Source organism: Pseudomonas pohangensis (assembly GCF_900105995.1).
In the GTDB taxonomy this organism is placed as follows: domain Bacteria; phylum Pseudomonadota; class Gammaproteobacteria; order Pseudomonadales; family Pseudomonadaceae; genus Aquipseudomonas; species Aquipseudomonas pohangensis.
Window position 1 is genome coordinate 2,753,256 of sequence record NZ_LT629785.1, and the last position, 18,977, is coordinate 2,772,232.

Here is an 18,977-nt window from a genome sequence, read left to right on the forward strand (position 1 = left end):
GGCTTTTTATTGGGGCAAGATTCGACCCTGATCAGGCGTCATCATGCCTGTGCAGCAGGTGGCTGACCTGTTCCTTGGCCGCGGTCATGACATTGCGTGCCTTCACCACCGCCATGGCCATATGGATATCAAACAGGACCCATGGCACCTGTTCTGCCGGAACGCCTTCCAGGGCCTTGTGTTCTATCGCCCGGGTGACTATGGCCTCAGCCTTGTGCAGGAAGTCCGGATGATGCTCATCACCCAGCTTGGTGAGCGCCTCCTTTTGCGCTTCGTCCCATAGTTCAACAATTACTTCATCCGGAAGGCCGGAGATAGTCGCAAGAATATGCGCATTGGAAGGCCGAGCTTTGGAAGGCATTGATTTCTCCTTGTATTGGTGACCGGTTGGCAGGGTATGCACAGGACAGCAACGCCTGCGCGGGGAGGCATTTTTCAGCCTGACAGGCATCAAAGAAAAGCCTATTTCAGGGCTCTTGGCAAGCCGCCAGACCCATCCGGCAGATCTTCACCGGCGCTGCCACGCAATACCCTGCCGGGTAAAAACAGGGGCACCCCATGAAAAGGCAGCCCCTGCTCTTCAACTGACCCGGCACCGACTAGCCAGCACGTCCTTGTTCAACCCTCAAACCAGCGACATCAGTGCTTCGCGGCTGAACGGCAGGATGTCCTGCTGATTGCCGTCACGTACTTTCACCGCCCAGTCCGGGTCAACCAGCAGCGCGCGACCCACGGCTACCAGATCGAATTCGCGGTTGTTCAGACGGGTCAGCAATGCGCCCAGATCGGCCGGCTTGGCCACCTTGTCGGTATTGACCATGAACTGCAGGAACTCGCCATCCAGCCCTACGCTGCCGACGGTAATGGTCGGCTTGCCGGTCAGCTGGCGCGTCCAGCCGGCCAGATTGAGATCGGAGCCTTCGAACTCGGCTTCCCAGAAGCGTCGGGTCGAGCAGTGGAAAATATCCACACCGGCATCCGACAACGGCTGCAGGAACTCACCCAGTTCTTCCGGAGTCTGCACCAGACGCGCGGTGTAGTCCTGCTGCTTCCACTGCGAGAAACGCAGGATGATCGGAAACTCCGGGCCGACTGCCGCACGCACAGCCTTGATCAACTCAATTCCAAAGCGCGAACGGTTGGCCAGACTGCCACCGTAGCCATCGGTACGCTGATTGCTGCCTTCCCAGAAGAACTGGTCGACCAGATAACCGTGGGCGCCGTGGATTTCCACGCCGTCCATGCCGATCGACTTGGCATCGGCTGCAGCCTGGGCAAAGGCGGCAATGGTTTCGTCAATATCGGCCTGGGTCATGCCATGCACGATTTCCTTGCCGTCCTTGATTTTCTCCATCGGGCCATAGGCCGGAACATCACCATCCGGCTCGGTGCCGAGCTTGCGCACACTACCCACGTGCCAGAGTTGCGGCACTATCTTGCCGCCTTCGGCATGCACGGCATCCACTACTTTCTTCCAGCCGGCCAGCGCATCTTCACCGTAGAAGCGCGGCACGTTCGGGTAACCGTTGGACGCCTTGTGGCCAACCGTGGTGCCCTCGGTGACGATCAGACCAACACCTGCCGCGGCGCGGCGGCGGTAGTACTCGATGACCTTGCTGTTGGGCACGCCGCCCGGGGAGAACGAACGGGTCATCGGTGCCATGACCACACGGGTCGGCAACTCCAGGGTGCCAAGGCGGAAGGGTTCAAACAGGGCATTTACGGAAGCAGTCATGGGGTTTCCTCTGGATTAACTGTGATGCGAAGGGGTAGATGGATCAGGCCGCAAGCAGTTGCTCAAGGCGTTTGACGAACTCTTCAACGGGCCGGGTCTGGCTGCCGACCTTGAGGCGGGTCAGTACGCCCTGCCAGGCATTGGCGATAAAGGCGGCCAGGTTGGCGCAATCTTCTTCGGCAGGCAGTTCACCGGCAGCCTGCGCCTGTTCCAGACAGCGCTGCAGGATCAGCGCAGACTCCTGCAGGATCGCCTCGACCTGCTGGCCGATGGCTGGCAGCAGCTCGTTCATTTCGAAACTCAGGCTGCCGATAAAGCAGTGGTACTCCAGCCGTTCCTGCTGGCTGAAGTGCTGCAACAGCTCGCGGTAGTAACCAAGGATGCGCGCCCGCGGACTCAGGGCCGGATTAGCCAGTGCCTCGGCATAGCGCTGCAGACGTGGCTGATAGGTGAACTCCAGCGCCTGCAGGGCGAAGTCTTCCTTGCTGGCGAAGTAGTGGTAGAAAGACCCCTTGGGAATCCCCGCCGCCTGCACGATCTCCTGCACCCCGGTGCCGTGATAGCCGCGACGGGTCATCACTTGTGCGCCTTTGGCAAGGATCAGGTCACGCTTGTCGATTCGGATACTGGATTTCATGCCGGACAGAATATGACCGGTCGTCTCGCTTTCCCACCACTATTGATTGGAGTGATTAAGGTCTATCGGTGGAAATCGGCGCAACAGCGGCCAAGCGCCCGGGTTTTACAACCAGGTCACCTGCTGCTCCAGCGGAAAGCGCAAACGCGGGTTATAGATACCCTTTTCACCCTGACGACCCGCCGCCAGCAGCATGATCGGGATGGCCTGGCGCGGGATATCCAGCACCTTGCGCAGGCGCGGCTCGTCAAAGCCTTCCATCGGGCAGGTCGCGTAACCGTGGCTCTGGAAGGCCAGCATCAGGTTTTCTGCCGCCAGCGCCGTCGACTTGACCGCCCACAGGCGCATTTGCGCCTTGCTGTTGGGGCCGCGCATCAGCGGTTTGCGCAGAGCCAGCACCCGCACCAGCTGGCGCTTGAACAGGCCGAGCAGACCCAGCGGGCCCTGGTTGTACTGAAACGGGGCGGTCTTGGCGTAGAAGCTGCGGATGCGCTGCGGCACTTCCGGCTCGGGCCAGTAGGTGACGATATCCTTGCAGGCCTGCGCCCAGGTATCCGGACGCGCCAGTACGGCAATGATGAGCGGGGCCTGGGCCGCGTTCTGGCTCATGCAGACGGGGTGCAGCTGCTTGAGCAGCGCCGGATCACGCACTACCTGAAAACTCCAGGGCTGCAGGTTGCAGGAGTTGGGTGCGAGCACGGCCATTTCCAGGCAGTCGCGAATCACCTCGTCAGGAATCACTTCAGCGGTAAAACGGCGTACCGCACGACGGCTTTCGATCAAGGCCCGCAAGGCGGCGGGACTGGCGTGGACCGGGGTCTGTTCGCTGGTGAAGCTGTTCATCGTCTAACTCCCTGAGCAAGGAGCACGATTAAGCCGCGCTATGCACTGAAGAGCAAGCTGGCGAGCCGAAGCAGCCGCTGGCTTGGCAGTTACGGCCTGCTACAGACGCTTCAGCCCAGCGCCTGCTCGATGGCCTGCAGCAGTGCCGGATCATCCGGCGTGGTACGTGGCGAGAAGCGTGCGAGGACACGGCCATCCTTGCCGACCAGGAATTTCTCGAAGTTCCAGGTGATCTCGCCAGGAAACTCGGCACCTTCGCCGGCCAGCAGGGTGTACAACGGATGGCGCTCGGCGCCGTTGACCTCGATCTTGGCCGACAACGGAAAGCTGACGCCGTAGGTCGTGCTGCAAAAGCTCTGGATATCCTCGGCAGAGCCCGGTTCCTGACCGGCAAACTGGTTGCACGGCAAGCCCAGCACACTGAAACCACGGGACTGGAACTGCTGCTGCAGTTGTTCCAGACCTGCATATTGCGGCGTCAGGCCGCACTTGGAGGCCACATTGACCACCAGCAGGACTTTTCCGGCATACGGCGCCAGCGGCAGTTCCTGACCATCAAGACCCTGCAGGACCAGCTTGTGTATGGCACTCATGAACAACTCCTCGAACACGCTTTGATCACAGAGGGCACAAAGGTGCCCTCAGGCACCCTTGTGTCTACCGCTACGGCAACATCAGTGCTGATGACCGCCTTCTCCGTGGATATGGCCATGGGCCACTTCTTCGGCATTGGCGTCGCGCACATCAATTACCTTGACCTGAAAGTTCAGGCGCTGCCCGGCCAGCGGATGATTACCGTCGACGGTGACTTCATCGCCATCCAGATCACGAATGGTGACAATCTGCATGCTGCCATCGGGGCCGGAGGCATGGAACTGCATGCCGACTTCCAGCTGATCAACGCCTTCAAACATTTCGCGACCCAGTACGGCTACCAGCTCGGCGCTGTATTCACCGTAGGCATCTTCCGGTTCCACGGCTACGCTGAGCTCGTCACCGGCGCTTTTGCCTTCAAGGGCTTTTTCCAGCCCGGCGATGATATTGCCGGCACCGTGCAAATAGACCATGGGCGCAGCACCAGCGGAGCTGTCGATGACCTCACCGGCGTCATTGGTCAGGGTATAGTCGATGGAAACAGCCTTGTTGGCAGCAATCAGCATGGTGCAGGACCTTCGCTCTGGGAAATAAGAGCTTGCAAGTTTACCCGTGCAATCATCTGATTGCGAACCAGAGCCGGATAAACGGCCAGTCACAACCGGTGTCAGAGGGGGTTCTATGTCCGCGCGCCACATCCTGGTGATCAACTGCGGCAGTTCATCAATCAAGTTCGCCCTGATCAGAGAAGATCGCGAAGATACCCTCCTCAGCGGCATTGCCGAACGCCTGGGCAGCGCCGAAAGCGAACTGCGCTGGCAATCCGGCGAGCAGCAGCACAGCCTGAAAATCCCGCATGCCGGCCACCGTCAGGCGCTTGAGCAGCTGCTGCCGCAGGTGCAGCAGCACGCAGACGGAAAGCTCAGCGGTATCGGTCACCGGGTGGTGCATGGCGGCGAGCACTTTACCGCCGCGCATCTGCTCGACGCCGCCGCGCTGGCCGCCATCCGCAGCGTTTCCGCACTGGCACCGCTGCACAATCCGGCCTGCCTGCAGGGCATTGAAGCTGCCCTGGGCCTGTATCCCGAATTGCCACAAGTGGCAGTGTTCGACACCGCCTTTCACCAGAGCATGCCGGCGCAGGCATTTCGCTATGCCGTGCCGGAGCAGATCTACCGCGAGCACGGCGTACGCCGCTACGGCTTTCATGGCAGCAGCCATCGTTTTGTCGGGCGCCGCGCCGCCGAGCTGAGCGGGTTGCCGGTCAACGACAGCAGCTGGCTGGTCGCCCATCTGGGCAACGGCTGCTCCACCTGTGCCATCGTCAATGGCCAGAGTCGCGATACCAGCATGGGCCTGACGCCGCTGGAAGGCGTGGTGATGGGCACGCGCAGCGGTGATGTCGATCCGGGCCTGCACCTGTACCTGGGCCGCAAGCTGGGCTGGAGCCTGCAGGAAATCGACAACCTGCTGAACAAGCAGAGCGGCTTGCTGGGGCTGTCCGGCTTGTCCAACGACATGCGCACGCTGGAACAGGCGCGCAGCGAAGGCCATGCGGGCGCCACCCTGGCCATTGATGTGTTCTGCTACCGCCTGGCCAAATCCCTGGCAGCAATGAGTTGTGCGCTGCCGCGCCTGGACGGGCTGATCTTTACCGGTGGTATCGGCGAGAATTCGCCACTGATTCGCAGCCAGACCGTGGCGCACCTGCCGCTGCTCAATCTGGCCATCGATCCGCAAGCCAATGCCCGCAGCGTTGGCGGCCAGTTTGGCGAAATCCAGGCCGGCAATCATCCGCGCATTCTGGTAATACCGACCAACGAAGAACGCCAGATCGCTCTCGACACCCTGGCCCTGCTACCTGATTGACCTGACACGGAGCCCCGCATGCATACCTTTATCATCGTGCCGACCGCATTTGGCGTTGGCCTTACCTCGATCAGTCTGGGCATGGTCCGTGCCCTCGAGCGTAGCGGGCTGAAGGTCGGCTTCTGCAAACCGATTGCACAGAACAGTGCTGGCTACAACGGGCCGGAACGCTCCTCCGAGCTGGTCGCCCGCACCCATGCCTCCATCACTCCGCCAAAGTCGCTGGCACTGCCCGAGGTCGAGCGCATGCTCGGCAATGGCCAGCAGGACGAGATTCTCGAGCGGGTGGTGCACCTGTGCCAGCTCGCCCGCGAAGGCAAGGATGTACTGCTGGTCGAAGGCATGGTGGCCAACCGGCAGACCAGTTATGCCGCGGAAGCCAATGCCAAGCTCGCCCAGGCACTGGATGCCGAAGTCATTCTGGTTTCGGCGCCTGATGGCGAAAGTCTCACGCAGCTTACCGATCGCATCGATCTGCAGGCCCAGCAGTTCGGCGGCTGCGAGAGCCCCCGGGTGCTCGGGGTGATTTTCAACAAGGTACGCAGCGAAGACTTCAGCGCACAGGTGAAAAGCCAGTCACCGCTGTTCGATAGTGACTGCTTTCGCATCCTCGGCTGCATCCCGTGGAATGCCGAGCTGAATGCGCCACGCACCAGCGACATCGCCGAAATGATGCAGGCGCATATTCTCAACGAGGGCGAATACCGCCAGCGCCGGGTGCAGGAAATTCTGCTGTTTGCCCGCGCCGTGCACAACTCGGTGCACCTGCTCAAGCCGGGCGTGCTGGTCGTTACTCCCGGCGACCGCAACGACATCATCCTCGCCGCTTGCCTGGCGGCAATGAACGGCGTACCGCTGGCCGGCCTGCTGCTCAGCGGCGACTTTCCGCCCGACCCGCGCATACTCGAGCTGTGCCAGGGCGCGCTGCAGGCCGGTCTGCCGCTGATGACCGTAACCACCGGCTCCTATGCCACCGCGCATAACCTGCTGCAGATCAACCGGGAAATTCCGCTGGACGATCTGGAGCGCGCAGAGAAAGTCACCGACTTCGTCGCCGGCTTTCTGGATCACGCCTGGCTGCATGAGCGCTGCGGCACGCCGCAGGTCACCCGCCTGTCACCGCCGGCATTCCGCTACCGGCTGGTACAGCGCGCCCAGGCCGCCAACCAGCGTATCGTCCTGCCCGAAGGCAGTGAGCCACGCACCGTGCAGGCCGCCGCGATCTGTCAGGCACGCGGCATTGCCCGCTGCGTACTGCTGGCCAAACCGGAGGAGGTCGCCACGGTCGCCAAGGCGCTGGGCATCGAGTTGCCCGAAGGGCTGGAAGTGCTGGATCCGGAGCTGATCCGTCAGCGCTATGTCGAACCGATGGTCGAGCTGCGCAAGAACAAGGGGCTGAATGCACCGATGGCCAGCGCCCAACTGGAAGACACCGTGGTGCTCGGCACCATGATGCTGGCACTGGGCGAAGTCGACGGGCTGGTCTCCGGCGCCATTCACACCACCGCCAACACCATTCGCCCGGCCCTGCAGCTGATCAAGACCGCACCCGGCTACCAGCTGGTGTCATCAATATTTTTCATGCTGCTGCCCGAGCAGGTGGTGGTCTACGGCGACTGCGCGGTGAACCCGGATCCGACCGCTGCCGAGCTGGCCGAAATCGCCCTGCAGAGCGCCGCCTCGGCCGAAGCGTTCGGCATCGAGCCGCGGGTGGCGATGATCAGCTACTCGACCGGTAACTCCGGCAGTGGTGCAGAAGTCGAGAAAGTCCGTGAAGCCACGCGGCTGGCCCGCGAGAAAAACCCGCAACTGCTGATTGACGGCCCCCTGCAATACGACGCCGCCGCCATCGAAAGCGTCGGCCGCCAGAAGGCTCCGGACAGTCAGGTAGCCGGGCGCGCCACGGTGTTCATTTTCCCCGACCTGAATACCGGCAACACCACCTACAAGGCCGTGCAGCGCAGTGCCAGCGTGGTCAGTGTCGGGCCCATGCTGCAAGGCCTGCGCAAGCCGGTAAATGACCTGTCGCGCGGCGCGCTGGTGGATGACATCGTCTACACCATTGCCCTGACTGCCGTGCAGGCGACCAGCCCGGAGTGAGCCAGGCGGGCACGCGCCCAACTATGAAATCAGGAACCCCTTGCATGAATAGTTCTGTTGCCGGTCAGCCGCTGATCATCGAAGCCTCACTCAATGGCTCGACCCCCAAAGCGCGCAATCCATCGGTGCCATACAGTGATGACGAGATTGTCGAGCAGGCAGTCGCCTGCATGGCGGCCGGGGCAGCACTGATCCACAACCACACCAGCGAACCGATCATCGGCGGCTCCGGAGTGATGGATGCACAGCTGTATGCCGGCGCCTGGCGCAAATTGCTGGCGCTGCGCCCGGACGCAATTCTTACCCCGACCATGGCGGTTGGTCAGGAAGGCGTAAGCGTGGAAACCCGCTATGCCCACGTGGTGCAGCTGGCCGAACAGGGCATCATCGCCCAGGGCCTTTGCGACCCCGGCACCTTCAATCTGGGCATGCTCGATCAGGAAGGACTGTTTGCTCCCGGCACCTATCTCTACAAGAACGACATGCATGACTCGCGCTACTACGTGGAAACCTGCCGCCGGCTGAATATCGGCCTGAGCATTTCGGTATTCGAGCCAAGCTTCGTGCGTTTCATCATGGCCTATGTGCGTGCAGGCAAAATGCCGGCCGGCGGTCTTGTCAAATTCTACTTTGCCGCTGCCGACCTGCCCTTTGGCCTGCTGCCCACCGCCAGAAGTCTGGAGGCCTATCTGGAGCTGATCGAAGGCTCCAACCTGCCGTGGCTGGTCTCCAGTTTTGGCGAGGACTGTGTCGGGTGCGGCATTGCCGAGGAAGCGATCAAGCGCGGCGGGCATGTACAGGTCGGCCTGGAACCCTTTGCCGATCCTGCCAACCGGCGCAGCCGCGTACCGAGCAATCTGGAACTGGTAGAAGAGGTCGTGCAGCTGGCGAAAAAATATGACCGGCCAATCGCCACGCCGGCCCAGGCTGCAAAAATCCTCAACCTGCCAACCCACCCTGTCGCCTTCCGGCAGGCATAGCCGGGCTACACACAGGAAAATACCGGGTTCCTCCCGCACTGCTGCAACTGCGACCAGCCGGTCACAAACAAGGCTTGCAGGTCGGTGAACAAAGGTTACCCTTGGCCACTAAACCCGCCTGCCCCGACGGCCGGCTTTTTTCCTCCCGAATGAGGCTGCCGCCCCATGTTGCGTTTTCTACCTGCCCCGCTGCGCGGCGTTATTGCCACCCTTATGCTGATCAGCAATACCCTGTTGTTCTGCTGGCCGCTGTTTTTCGGTGCGCTGATCAAGGCCGCCCTACCCTTTACCGGCGCGCGCAAGGTAATCAACCATGTCATGCACCGCTGTGCCGAAAGCTGGATATCAGTGAACAAGTTCTGGATGGATCTGGTGCAGCCGATCCAGTGGGACGTGCAGGGTCTGGAAAGCGTCGACATGCGCCATTCCTACCTGATCACCAGTAACCACCAGAGCTGGGTAGACATTCTGGTGCTGCAATACCAGCTCAACCGCAAGGCACCCTTTCTCAAGTTTTTCCTCAAGCAGGAACTCATCTGGGTACCGGTGATCGGCCTGTGCTGGTGGGCACTGGAGTTCCCCTTCATGCAGCGTTTCAGCAAGGAATACCTGGCCAAGCACCCGGAAAAACGCGGTCAGGACATGCTCACCACGCGCAAGGCCTGCGAGCGCTTCAAGGCCAATCCGGTGTCGGTGTTCAACTTCCTCGAAGGCACCCGCTTCACCGAAGCCAAACACGAGCAGCAGGACTCACCGTTCCGCTACCTGCTCAAGCCCAAGGCCGGCGGCATTGCCTTCGTGCTGGACGCCATGGGCGATCAGCTCAGCGCCCTGCTCAACGTGACCATTCACTATCCCGGCGGCAAGCCGAGCTTCTGGGATCTGCTCAGCGGCCGGATCAAAAAGATCGTGGTGCGCTTCGACAAGATGGAAATTCCTGCCCAGTTCATCGGCCAGAGCTATGACCAGAGCGACGAGTACCGTCTGGCCTTCCAGCAATGGGTCAACCAGCTGTGGGAAGACAAGGATGCGCAGCTGGTCAGGCTGCATGCCGAATATCCGGCCTGAGTCCGGCGGCACTTGCGCCCGGCGGCCGGCTGGCCTGACCAACGGGCGCTTCAGCAGTTTCAGCTCGACAGATAGGAAGAGCGTGTCAGACCCAGACGCAGGGCATCCAGATACTGGGTGCGCTCGGCGGCGCTGATCCGCGCACTGGCGACCTTGTCGCGATAGTGGGTCATCAGCTCCTCGGGTGACAGGTGCACATAGCGCAGCATGTCCTCGATGGTGTCGTGGGTTTCGATACCGGCGTGGTAGGCGCTGCCATCGCTGTTCTGGTAGATATTCACCGAGTCGGTGTCGCCGAACAGGTTGTGCATGTCGCCGAGGATTTCCTGGTAGGCACCGACCAGGAAGATCGCCAGCACATAATCCTCGCCCTCGCGCAGCTCATGCACCGGCAGGCTGGTCTCGATACTCTGCTCATCGACGTACTGGCGGATCTTGCCATCCGAATCACAGGTCAGATCCTGCAGCACGGCACGGCGCATGGGCTCCTCGTCCAGCCGGTGCAGCGGCAGGATCGGCAGGATCTGGCCGATCGCCCAGGTATCCGGCAGGCTCTGGAACACCGAGAAATTGCAGATGTACTTGTCCGCCAGCTTGTCGTTGAGTTCGTCGAGCACCGCGCGGTGCGAACGCTGGCGCGCTTTCAGCTGGTTGTACAGGCGCCGGCAGATGGCGAAATAGCATTGCTCGGCCAGGGCTTTCTGCGGCAGGTCGAGCTTGCCGGCTGAATACTGGGCGGCTACTTCACTGATGTAGTGGGTGGCCCGCCAGTAGGTCTCGGCGACCATCTCCGCATCGGTATCACCGAGCAGCTCGATCAGCACCTGCAGCACTTCCGGCTGCTCGAGCGCCGGATCGATCTGCGGTATCGCATCGTTATGCTTTTCGACATCGGTGACCTGCACCAGCAGCACCGCATGGTGCGCAGTCATCGCCCGCCCGCTTTCGGAAAAAATGTGCGGATGGGGGATTTCCTGGCGGTCACAGAACTCCTTGAGCATGTCGACCACCGTGGCGGCATAGTCTTCCATGTCGTAGTTGATCGAGCTGTCATTGCGCGAATGGGTACCGTCGTAATCCACACCCAGACCACCACCGACATCCACATGATCGACCGGCAGACCCAGTGCACGCAGTTCGCCGTAATAGCGGATGGCTTCACGGAAGCCCTTGCGATAGTCGGCAATATTGGCGATCTGCGAGCCCATGTGAAAATGCAGCAGGCGTATGCCCTGATCCAGTCCGGCACCCTTGAAGCGTTCGACCACCGCCAGCAACTGTGCGGCCGACAGGCCGAACTTGGACTTTTCGCCACCGGTATCCGCCCACTTGCTCGACGCCAGCGAGGACAAACGCACACGCAGGCCGACCTGCGGCGCCACCTTGAGGGCAGCCGCCTCGTCGATCACCAGCTGCACTTCGGATTCTTTTTCGATGACGATGAATACATTGTGCCCGAGCTTCTGGCCGATCAGCGCCAGGCGGATGAATTCGCGGTCCTTGTAGCCGTTGCAGACGATGGTGCCACCCTTGGGTGCCATGGCCAGCACAGCCATCAGTTCCGGCTTGGAACCGGCTTCCAGACCGATGGAAACGTTCTGCGTGGCAATGATGTTTTCCACCACTGCCTCCTGCTGGTTGACCTTGATCGGGTACAGGGCGGTGTAGCGATTCTGGTACTCCAGCCGCTCGATGCTGGCATCGAAGGCGCCGGTCAGCTGACGCACCCGGCTTTGCAGGATGTCCGGGAAACGTACCAGCAATGGCAGGCTCAGGCCGCTCTGGCGCAGCTGCTCGACCTGGGCATGCAGATCAATCGGCGCACTCTGCGGTCCGTTCGGCCGCACTTCGACACGCCCTTGTTCGTTGATCGCAAAGAACCCGGCCCCCCAGTGGCGAATGCCATAAACACTGCGGCTGTCTGCCACTGTCCATTGGCTGCCGTCATCCTTGCGTGTGCGTCGTACTGGCATCATGGTGTCCTCTAAAATTGGTTATGTGCTGTGGGCCCTGCTTGCGGGGTAGGCGTAGGATGGGTTTCAGCCCACCATGACAACTGCGCCTGTTTGCGGTGGGTTAAAGCCCACTCTACGGATTGATCGCATCCAGCTTAACCCCCGGACTTCTTCGCCCGAAAGCCGCGTGCCGTCAGCTCGGCCAGCAACAGTTCGACGTGATCGCCCTGGATTTCGATCACTCCCTCCTTCAGTGCCCCGCCACAGCCACAGCGTTTTTTCAGTGCGGAAGCCAGGGCGCCCAGCTCTTCCGCTGCCAGTGGCACGCCGCTGATGGTAGTCACTGTCTTGCCTCCACGGCCCTTGCTTTCACGCCGCACCCGGGCAACGCCATCGCCCTGCGGCAGCTGGCCTTGCTTGCACGTGCAGGCCGTCAGCGGCTGGTTGCAGTCCGGACAATGCCGGCCGGTTTCGGTGGAGTAGACCAGACCACCCAGGGCAGCCAGGGAAACAGCTTTCTTGACCACGTGGCGAGTCCTCGCAAGCGTCTGAAGTTGCACCTGCTGCAATCCGCAATCAGGCACTTATACCGGTAAATCGAAGGCGCGCAGTGTAACGGCAAACAGAGCGGGCGCTACCAGGGCAATTGCGCCAACTGCCTACAGATCGGCGACCTCCCGCTGTGCGCAGCCCAGACAAAACAGCCGGATTAACCTGCCAGATAACGCCGGAGTGCCCGCAGTGAATCGGCACAGTAAGGCCGGACAAGTGAATCGGCCAGCGCCTGGTCAATGCTGATGAAGCGTGCCTGCAGGACTTCTTCGGGCTGTAATTGCAAGGGCGCATCCGAGATAGCCGAGAACACCCCGCACCACAGGCGGTTGTCCGGCTGGTCAAAGAAGAAACTGCCGTGCGCCTGCAATGCCACGCCGGCAATGCCCAGCTCCTCCTGCAACTCGCGCTGCGCCGATTCGGCATAACTTTCGTCCGCCTGCACCATGCCACCTGCGGCGACATCCCAGTAACCGGGATAAACCGCCTTGCTCAGGGTGCGCTGGTGTACGCAAAGCTCGCCGGCCGAATTGAACAACAGCACGAAAGAGCCACGACCGATCAGGCCGCGACGGCGCAATTCCGCACGCGGCAGGCTGCCAAGCAGCTGATCGGCCTCATCCACCCAGGCAATCAGCTCGGCATCCGAGGCTTCGCGATGGGCGCACTCGCTCTGCGTAACCGTCACGCCTCAGCCCTGACTCAACAGCGTACGCAAATCGATGATCGCCGCGTTGGCCCGCGAGATGTAGTTGGCCATCACCAGCGAATGGTTGGCCAGCAGGCCATAACCGCTGCCGTTGAGCACCATCGGACTCCACAATGGCTCCTGCGCCGCCTCCAGCTCGCGGATAATCTGCTGCACACTGACCGTGGCATTCTTCTTGGTCAGTACATCGGCAAAATCCACCTCGATCGCGCGCAACAGCTGGGACAGTGCCCAGGCCTGACCGCGCGCCTCATAGAAGACGTTGTCGATCTGCAGCCAGGGCGTCTCGACAATTTCCTCACTCAGCAACGGCACCTGACCGTTGTTGGCGACATCGGCATTCAGGCGCACCCGCCCGACACTTGCCGACAGGCGCTGCGACAAGGAGCCCAGGCGAGTATTGACATCACCCAGCCAGTTATTCAAGTTGTCCGCACGGGTATAGAACTGCGCAGTGGACTGCGCCGAATCGGATAACTTGGCCTGATAGCGCTCCAGATAGCGGATGCCCTCGCGGTACTCCGACTCACTGGCGGGCAGTGCCCAGCTCTTGTTATCAAAGTTGAAACGCGGCTCGGCCTTGGCCAGGTCAGGATCCTCGGTGGACTGCGACTGTGAACGGGAAAAGTCCTTGCGCAACGCCCGCGCCATGTCACGCACCTGCACCAGCACGCCATATTCCCAGCTCGGCATGTTGTCCAGCCACACTCCGGGCGGCGCGATGTCGTTGGACAGATAGCCACCGGGCTTGTCCAGCAAGGTACCGGCAACGGTCTTCAGGGTTTCCACCGTGGTGTAACCGGTAACCAGTTGCCGCTGGGCTTTCTCGGCCGCAGCCCGGGCATTCTGTTGCACCGGGAAGAACTCCGGTTCCTGGCTCCAGAACCAGCCCACCACCAGAGCAGCCAGCAAATAAAGACCAAACAGCATGCCGGCAGCGCGCCAGGCACTGTTTCGATAGCTTTTTGGCTTGCCTACCGGCCCATCCGCAGGCACTTGCACACTCTTGTCACGATTCTTCCAGTCCAGCATGGCTATCTCCTTGCGCAAAGCATCAGTCCGGAAGCCCCGGGCAACTACTCAGACGTTCACTATAACAGGCCGTATGGTCAAAATTGCGTCAGCAAAATAAGGCAACACCTTGCAAGCGCAGTGCGGAGCGCAGGACACCCAGAGCATGCACAGGCGTTTTGCCATCAACGCAAAGCCCTGTCCTCGCAGCAGGTAACAATCCCTTGCAGTCTTATCCCTGCAGGTGACAGCCAGCTTGGTTATCATGCAGGCCGCCCTGCCGTTCCGAGACCCTTCATGCGCCGTTTGTTGCTTGTATTTTTCCTGCTGTTCAGCGTCAACGCTGCGGCCGGCATTTTTGACCAGCGCCCGAATGCCGATCTCGGCCTGGGCTCGGCGCTGAATAACAGCAAGGACTTCCTGCCGGTCGGCGAGGCCTTCAAACTCAGTCTGGTCGAGCGCACCGACACGCTGATCCGCCTGCGTTTCGTCAATGCCGAAGGCTACTACCTCTACCGCCATCGCTTCGCCATCAAAAGCCAGCCAGCAGATGTGGCGCTGGGCGAACTGCAACTGCCGGCCGGCAAGCCCAAGCAGGACGAGTACTTTGGAAAGGTCGAGGTCTACTACGGCATTCTCGACCTGAACATTCCCCTGCAAGCGCCACAGGAGCAAGCCTTTACCCTGCTGGTTACCTATCAGGGCTGCGCCGACAAGGGCTTGTGCTACCCGCCGGAAACGGCCCGGCTGGCGATTCCCGGCATCGGCGAATCCAGCGCCAGCCCCGCCGGGGGTAATGCCGCTACCGCTGCGACCGAGGGCCTGCTGTGGCACGAACTGCTGCTGTTCTTTCTCGCAGGTCTGGGACTGACCTTTACCCCCTGCGTGCTGCCCATGCTGCCGATTCTCTCCGGCGTGGTGTTGCGCGGACAGATCGGCGGCATGCGTGGCTTCAGCCTGGCACTGGCTTATGTGCTGCCGATGGCCGTCTGTTTTGCCCTGCTCGGAGCCCTGATGGGGGTATTCGGCGCCGAACTGAATCTGCAGGCGCGACTGCAATCCCCATGGATACTGGTACCGTTCGCCATCTTCTTTGTTGCCTTCGCCCTGGCCATGTTCGGTGTCTACGAACTACGCCTGCCCCATGCCCTCAGCGACCCGCTGGATCGTCTGGCCGGCAAGACCCGGGGCGGCTCCCTCCTGGGCGCGGCAATGCTGGGCGTGGTGTCCAGCCTGCTGGTCTCACCCTGCGTTTCTGCGCCGCTGGCAGGCGCCCTGCTGTATATCAGCAGCAGCGGTGATGCGCTGGGTGGCGGATTGAAGCTGTTCAGCCTGGGCCTTGGCATGGGTGCCCCGCTGGTGCTGTTCGCCGCCGGTGGTGGCGCCTTGCTGCCGAAAAGCGGCACCTGGATGGTCGGCGTGCGCAATGCCTTTGGCGTGCTGTTGCTGGCGGTGGCCATCTGGATGCTGGAGAGGGTGATTCCCGGCCCCCTCAGCCTTGCTCTCTGGGGACTGCTGGCCGCAGGCGTTGCGCTGAGCATCGGCACGCTTGAGTTCGGCAGCAAAACCCTGGCACAGAAAGCCCTGCAACTGTTTGGCCTGATGCTGCTGGTGTATGCCATGGCCAGCTGGGTTGGCGCACTGCGCGGCGCCTCGGATCCACTGCGTCCGCTGGCCTTTGCAGGGCAAAGTGCCCTGACCGGCACGACAAACTCCAGCGATGGCTGGACTACCCTTGAACAACCCTCAGCCCTCGCCGCAGCCCTGCAGGATGCGAAAGCTGCCGGGCAACCGGTGCTGGTGGATTTCTATGCCGACTGGTGCATCAGCTGCAAGGTGATCGAGCGCGAGGTTCTGCCTGCCGAAAGCGTTCGCCGCCAGCTTGCGCACTTCCGCCTGATCCGCTTCGATATGACCGAAAGCAACCCGGAGCAGCGCGCCCTGCTCGACAGCTACAAGCTGTTTGGCCCCCCCGCCATCCTGCTGTTTTCCGGCGCGGGACAGGAGTGGAGCGACTTGCGCGTGGTTGGCGAAACAACTGCGGCCGAGCTGGCCACACAGTTGACGGCCGCCCTTGAGCGGCAAAAGCAATAAAATAAGCAAATGAGGCAATAAAGCCGGCATCTTGCAGGCTTTGGCAGACAACTGGACAGCGCCTGGCACTTTCCTGCATAGTTTTAAGTATGCCTATCTAACAAGGAAAACCGGCATGGCCACCCTACTGGTGCTGCACGGCCCGAACCTGAACCTGCTGGGTTCCCGCGAACCTGCGGTTTACGGTGCCACCACACTTGAAGAAATCAACCTCGATCTGGAGCGCCGCGCCCGCGAGGCTGGTCATCACCTGCTTTATCTGCAAAGCAATGCCGAATACGAATTGATCGAACGGGTGCATGCCGCCCGCAGCGAGGGTGTCGATTTCATCCTGATCAATCCGGCGGCTTTTACCCACACCAGCGTGGCATTGCGTGACGCGCTGCTGGCGGTGAGCATCCCATTCATCGAAGTTCACCTGTCCAACGTACACAAACGGGAACCATTCCGGCAGCACTCCTACTTCTCGGATGTAGCAGTGGGCGTGATCTGCGGCCTCGGTTCCTGCGGTTATCGCTTGGCACTGGAAGCTGCACTGGAACAAATTGCCGCCAGAAATGGCTGATAACTGACTATCTTGGCCTCAACAAATCGGGAGTCGAAGCAAACATGGATATTCGCAAAGTCAAAAAACTGATCGAGCTGCTGGAAGAATCCGGTATTGACGAGCTGGAAATTCGCGAAGGCGAGGAATCCGTGCGTATCAGCCGGCATGCCAAACAGGCACCTGTCAGCCAGCCGGTGTATGCCGCTGCGCCGGCGCCGGTTGCCGCCGCCCCGGCGCCCGCCGCTGCGGCTCCGGCTAGTGCTGCTGCCGCACCGCAACTGAATGGCCATGTGGTGCGCTCACCCATGGTCGGCACCTTCTATCGCGCCTCTTCACCAACCGCGGCCGACTTTGCCGTCATCGGCCAGACCGTGAAGAAGGGCGACATTCTGTGCATTGTTGAAGCCATGAAGATGATGAACCACATCGAGGCAGAAGCCAGCGGTGTGATCGAGTCCATCCTCGCGGAGAACGGTCAGCCGGTAGAGTTCGACCAGCCATTGTTCACCATCGTTTGAAACGCACGGAGCCTGTGATGCTGAATAAAGTCCTTATCGCCAATCGCGGCGAGATTGCTCTACGCATCCTGCGTGCCTGCAAGGAACTGGGTATCAAGACCGTGGCCGTGCATTCGACGGCCGACAAGGACCTGATGCACCTGAGCCTGGCAGACGAGTCCGTGTGCATCGGCCCGGCACCGGGCGCGCTGTCCTACCTGAATATTCCCGCCATCATTTCCGCCGCGGAAGTTACCGGTGCCAACGGCATTCACCCGGGTTACGGCTTCCTGGCGGAAAATGCCGACTTCGCCGAACAGGTGGAAAACTCCGGCTTTGCCTTCATTGGCCCGAACGCCGAAACCATCCGCCTGATGGGCGACAAGGTTTGTGCAAAAGAGGCCATGATCAAGGCCGGCGTGCCGACCGTCCCCGGTTCGGACGGGCCGCTGCCGGAAGACGAAGAAACGGCCCTGGCGCTTGGCCGCAAGGTGGGCTACCCGGTGATCATCAAGGCCGCTGCCGGTGGTGGTGGCCGCGGCATGCGCGTGGTGTACAAGGAAGAGGACCTGATCAGCTCGGCGAAACTGACCCGCACCGAAGCCGAAGCCGCCTTCGGCAATGGTATGGTCTATCTGGAAAAATTCCTGATGAACCCGCGCCACGTCGAGGTACAGGTGCTCTCCGATGGCCAGGGTCATGCGGTCCACCTGGGTGATCGTGACTGCTCACTGCAACGCCGCCACCAGAAAGTTCTGGAAGAAGCACCCGCGCCGTTCATTGACCCGAAATCCCGCGAAGAAGTCCTCAAGCGCTGCGTCGATGCCTGTATCGATATCAACTACCGCGGCGCCGGAACCTTCGAGTTCCTCTATGAAGATGGCAATTTCTACTTCATCGAAATGAATACCCGGGTACAGGTTGAACACCCGGTAACGGAAATGGTCACCGGTATCGACATCGTCAAGGAAATGCTCAGCATCGCCTCCGGCAATCCGCTGTCGTTCACCCAGGATGACGTGGTAATCCGCGGTCATGCCCTGGAATGCCGGATCAATGCCGAAGACCCGAAGACCTTCATGCCCTGTCCGGGCAAGGTCACCCACTTCCATGCCCCCGGCGGCAACGGCGTCCGCGTCGATTCGCACCTGTACAGCGGCTATACCGTGCCCCCCAATTACGATTCGCTGATCGGCAAGCTGATTACCTACGGCAAGGATCGTGAGGAGGCGCTGGCGCGCATGCGCAATGCCCTTGAGGAAGTGGTGGTGGATGGCATCAAGACCAATATTCCGCTGCACCGTGATCTGGTGGTAGATGCCGGCTTCTGCAAAGGCGGCATCAATATCCATTATCTGGAAAAGAAACTGGGCATGGACAAGCACTGAGTACTGCCCGCCACCCCCCAAAGGGCTGCCATAGGCTCTTTACAGCACAAAATTGTACTAAAACTCTGTGAGTGAGTGAGTGAGAGGCCTTCAGGCCAATTTGCTTTTTAGTACATGTACCATTTAGGTTTACTACTCCCAGTTGGCTCAAGCCGCTGGGAGTTTTCTTTTTCAGGCAATCAGCTGCGAAATTGCATGGATTCGACCACCCATTTGCATTCGACTTGACCAGTGCGAGGCCAGGTGGCAACCGGTAGAAAGTGCCAGAAGCGATCTTCGAGCGTTTAGATAGTCGGAGGCAATTCAATGGCGGCGTTCAGGACTTGGCCAAGCTGCGGACTTTTTACTTCTGCTTGTTGCATCGAATCCGAATAAGCCATAATCTGAGAACGGTTTCG

The 18,977-nt window shown here is 60.8% G+C and carries 17 protein-coding genes and 1 pseudogene; 8 read left to right on the forward strand and 10 right to left on the reverse strand.

All coding sequences use genetic code 11. From position 1 onward, the window contains the following. Positions 1–31 precede the first annotated feature (31 nt). The 6 genes from BLT89_RS12925 to BLT89_RS12950 form a co-directional block, all read right to left on the reverse strand. Entirely contained in the window at positions 32–361 is a 330-nt protein-coding gene (locus BLT89_RS12925; protein WP_090196088.1) for a hypothetical protein, read from the reverse strand. A gap of 264 nt (positions 362–625) precedes the next feature. Continuing rightward, positions 626–1,735, reverse strand: a complete 1,110-nt coding sequence (locus BLT89_RS12930) for an NADH:flavin oxidoreductase (protein ID WP_090196090.1) — start codon at positions 1,733–1,735, stop codon at positions 626–628. Positions 1,736–1,778: 43 nt separating this feature from the next. After that, positions 1,779–2,372, reverse strand: a complete 594-nt coding sequence (locus BLT89_RS12935; protein WP_172829132.1) for a TetR/AcrR family transcriptional regulator — start codon at positions 2,370–2,372, stop codon at positions 1,779–1,781. A gap of 105 nt (positions 2,373–2,477) precedes the next feature. After that, complete coding sequence (locus BLT89_RS12940) at positions 2,478–3,215, reverse strand: nitroreductase family protein (RefSeq protein ID WP_090196095.1); 738 nt, start codon at positions 3,213–3,215, stop codon at positions 2,478–2,480. Between the two features lie 110 nt (positions 3,216–3,325). Beyond that, positions 3,326–3,808 carry a glutathione peroxidase gene (locus BLT89_RS12945; RefSeq protein ID WP_090196098.1) on the reverse strand — a complete coding sequence of 161 codons (483 nt, stop codon included), beginning with the start codon at positions 3,806–3,808 and terminating at the stop codon, positions 3,326–3,328. A gap of 81 nt (positions 3,809–3,889) precedes the next feature. After that, a complete protein-coding gene (locus BLT89_RS12950) occupies positions 3,890–4,375 on the reverse strand; it encodes an FKBP-type peptidyl-prolyl cis-trans isomerase (protein ID WP_090196101.1) in 486 nt (161 codons plus the stop codon). Between the two features lie 115 nt (positions 4,376–4,490). On the opposite strand from BLT89_RS12950, the gene BLT89_RS12955 reads away from it, so the two are divergent. From BLT89_RS12955 to BLT89_RS12970, 4 genes are all read left to right on the forward strand, one after another. Then, complete coding sequence (locus BLT89_RS12955) at positions 4,491–5,678, forward strand: acetate kinase (protein WP_090196103.1); 1,188 nt, start codon at positions 4,491–4,493, stop codon at positions 5,676–5,678. Positions 5,679–5,696: 18 nt separating this feature from the next. Further along, positions 5,697–7,778 carry a phosphate acetyltransferase gene (pta, locus tag BLT89_RS12960; RefSeq protein ID WP_090196106.1) on the forward strand — a complete coding sequence of 694 codons (2,082 nt, stop codon included), beginning with the start codon at positions 5,697–5,699 and terminating at the stop codon, positions 7,776–7,778. A 44-nt stretch (positions 7,779–7,822) separates the two neighbouring features. Beyond that, on the forward strand, positions 7,823–8,758 hold the full coding sequence (locus BLT89_RS12965) for a BKACE family enzyme (protein WP_090196108.1): 936 nt from the start codon (positions 7,823–7,825) through the stop codon (positions 8,756–8,758). 165 nt (positions 8,759–8,923) lie between these two features. Beyond that, entirely contained in the window at positions 8,924–9,826 is a 903-nt protein-coding gene (locus BLT89_RS12970) for an acyltransferase (RefSeq protein WP_090196111.1), read from the forward strand. Positions 9,827–9,885: 59 nt separating this feature from the next. Here BLT89_RS12970 and speA read toward each other — a convergent pair whose 3' ends face one another. From speA to BLT89_RS12990, 4 genes and pseudogenes are all read right to left on the reverse strand, one after another. Further along, the gene (gene speA / locus BLT89_RS12975; protein WP_090199007.1) at positions 9,886–11,799 is read right to left on the reverse strand and encodes an arginine decarboxylase; all 1,914 of its coding nucleotides are present in this window, start codon (positions 11,797–11,799) and stop codon (positions 9,886–9,888) included. A 137-nt stretch (positions 11,800–11,936) separates the two neighbouring features. Further along, positions 11,937–12,308 (reverse strand): translation initiation factor Sui1, encoded by a 372-nt coding sequence (locus BLT89_RS12980; RefSeq protein WP_090196112.1) that lies wholly within the window; start codon positions 12,306–12,308, stop codon positions 11,937–11,939. A gap of 182 nt (positions 12,309–12,490) precedes the next feature. Continuing rightward, positions 12,491–13,021 carry an NUDIX hydrolase gene (locus tag BLT89_RS12985; RefSeq protein ID WP_090196114.1) on the reverse strand — a complete coding sequence of 177 codons (531 nt, stop codon included), beginning with the start codon at positions 13,019–13,021 and terminating at the stop codon, positions 12,491–12,493. Positions 13,022–13,024: 3 nt separating this feature from the next. Further along, a pseudogene (locus tag BLT89_RS12990) lies at positions 13,025–13,984 on the reverse strand (DUF2333 family protein); the annotation flags it as partial. 366 nt (positions 13,985–14,350) lie between these two features. Between BLT89_RS12990 and BLT89_RS12995 the strand changes: the two are divergent. The 4 genes from BLT89_RS12995 to accC all read left to right on the forward strand — a co-directional run bounded on the left by BLT89_RS12995 (position 14,351) and on the right by accC (position 18,579). Next, the gene (locus BLT89_RS12995) at positions 14,351–16,147 is read left to right on the forward strand and encodes a protein-disulfide reductase DsbD (RefSeq protein WP_090196119.1); all 1,797 of its coding nucleotides are present in this window, start codon (positions 14,351–14,353) and stop codon (positions 16,145–16,147) included. A 115-nt stretch (positions 16,148–16,262) separates the two neighbouring features. Next, positions 16,263–16,712 carry a type II 3-dehydroquinate dehydratase gene (aroQ, locus tag BLT89_RS13000; protein WP_090196122.1) on the forward strand — a complete coding sequence of 150 codons (450 nt, stop codon included), beginning with the start codon at positions 16,263–16,265 and terminating at the stop codon, positions 16,710–16,712. 44 nt (positions 16,713–16,756) lie between these two features. Then, positions 16,757–17,212, forward strand: a complete 456-nt coding sequence (gene accB, locus BLT89_RS13005) for an acetyl-CoA carboxylase biotin carboxyl carrier protein (protein ID WP_090196124.1) — start codon at positions 16,757–16,759, stop codon at positions 17,210–17,212. Between the two features lie 17 nt (positions 17,213–17,229). Continuing rightward, positions 17,230–18,579, forward strand: a complete 1,350-nt coding sequence (accC, locus tag BLT89_RS13010) for an acetyl-CoA carboxylase biotin carboxylase subunit (protein ID WP_090196129.1) — start codon at positions 17,230–17,232, stop codon at positions 18,577–18,579. Positions 18,580–18,977: the final 398 nt, after the last annotated feature.

Bases quoted from the DNA above. Each gene is read 5' to 3' on its own strand.
- BLT89_RS12925 (WP_090196088.1), bottom strand. From the start codon at position 361: ATGCCTTCCAAAGCTCGGCCTTCCAATGCGCATATTCTTGCGACTATC.
- BLT89_RS12930 (WP_090196090.1), bottom strand. From the start codon at position 1,735: ATGACTGCTTCCGTAAATGCCCTGTTTGAACCCTTCCGCCTTGGCACC.
- BLT89_RS12935 (WP_172829132.1), bottom strand. From the start codon at position 2,372: ATGAAATCCAGTATCCGAATCGACAAGCGTGACCTGATCCTTGCCAAA.
- BLT89_RS12940 (WP_090196095.1), bottom strand. From the start codon at position 3,215: ATGAACAGCTTCACCAGCGAACAGACCCCGGTCCACGCCAGTCCCGCC.
- BLT89_RS12945 (WP_090196098.1), bottom strand. From the start codon at position 3,808: ATGAGTGCCATACACAAGCTGGTCCTGCAGGGTCTTGATGGTCAGGAA.
- BLT89_RS12950 (WP_090196101.1), bottom strand. From the start codon at position 4,375: ATGCTGATTGCTGCCAACAAGGCTGTTTCCATCGACTATACCCTGACC.
- BLT89_RS12955 (WP_090196103.1), top strand. From the start codon at position 4,491: ATGTCCGCGCGCCACATCCTGGTGATCAACTGCGGCAGTTCATCAATC.
- pta (WP_090196106.1), top strand. From the start codon at position 5,697: ATGCATACCTTTATCATCGTGCCGACCGCATTTGGCGTTGGCCTTACC.
- BLT89_RS12965 (WP_090196108.1), top strand. From the start codon at position 7,823: ATGAATAGTTCTGTTGCCGGTCAGCCGCTGATCATCGAAGCCTCACTC.
- BLT89_RS12970 (WP_090196111.1), top strand. From the start codon at position 8,924: ATGTTGCGTTTTCTACCTGCCCCGCTGCGCGGCGTTATTGCCACCCTT.
- speA (WP_090199007.1), bottom strand. From the start codon at position 11,799: ATGCCAGTACGACGCACACGCAAGGATGACGGCAGCCAATGGACAGTG.
- BLT89_RS12995 (WP_090196119.1), top strand. From the start codon at position 14,351: ATGCGCCGTTTGTTGCTTGTATTTTTCCTGCTGTTCAGCGTCAACGCT.
- aroQ (WP_090196122.1), top strand. From the start codon at position 16,263: ATGGCCACCCTACTGGTGCTGCACGGCCCGAACCTGAACCTGCTGGGT.
- accB (WP_090196124.1), top strand. From the start codon at position 16,757: ATGGATATTCGCAAAGTCAAAAAACTGATCGAGCTGCTGGAAGAATCC.
- accC (WP_090196129.1), top strand. From the start codon at position 17,230: ATGCTGAATAAAGTCCTTATCGCCAATCGCGGCGAGATTGCTCTACGC.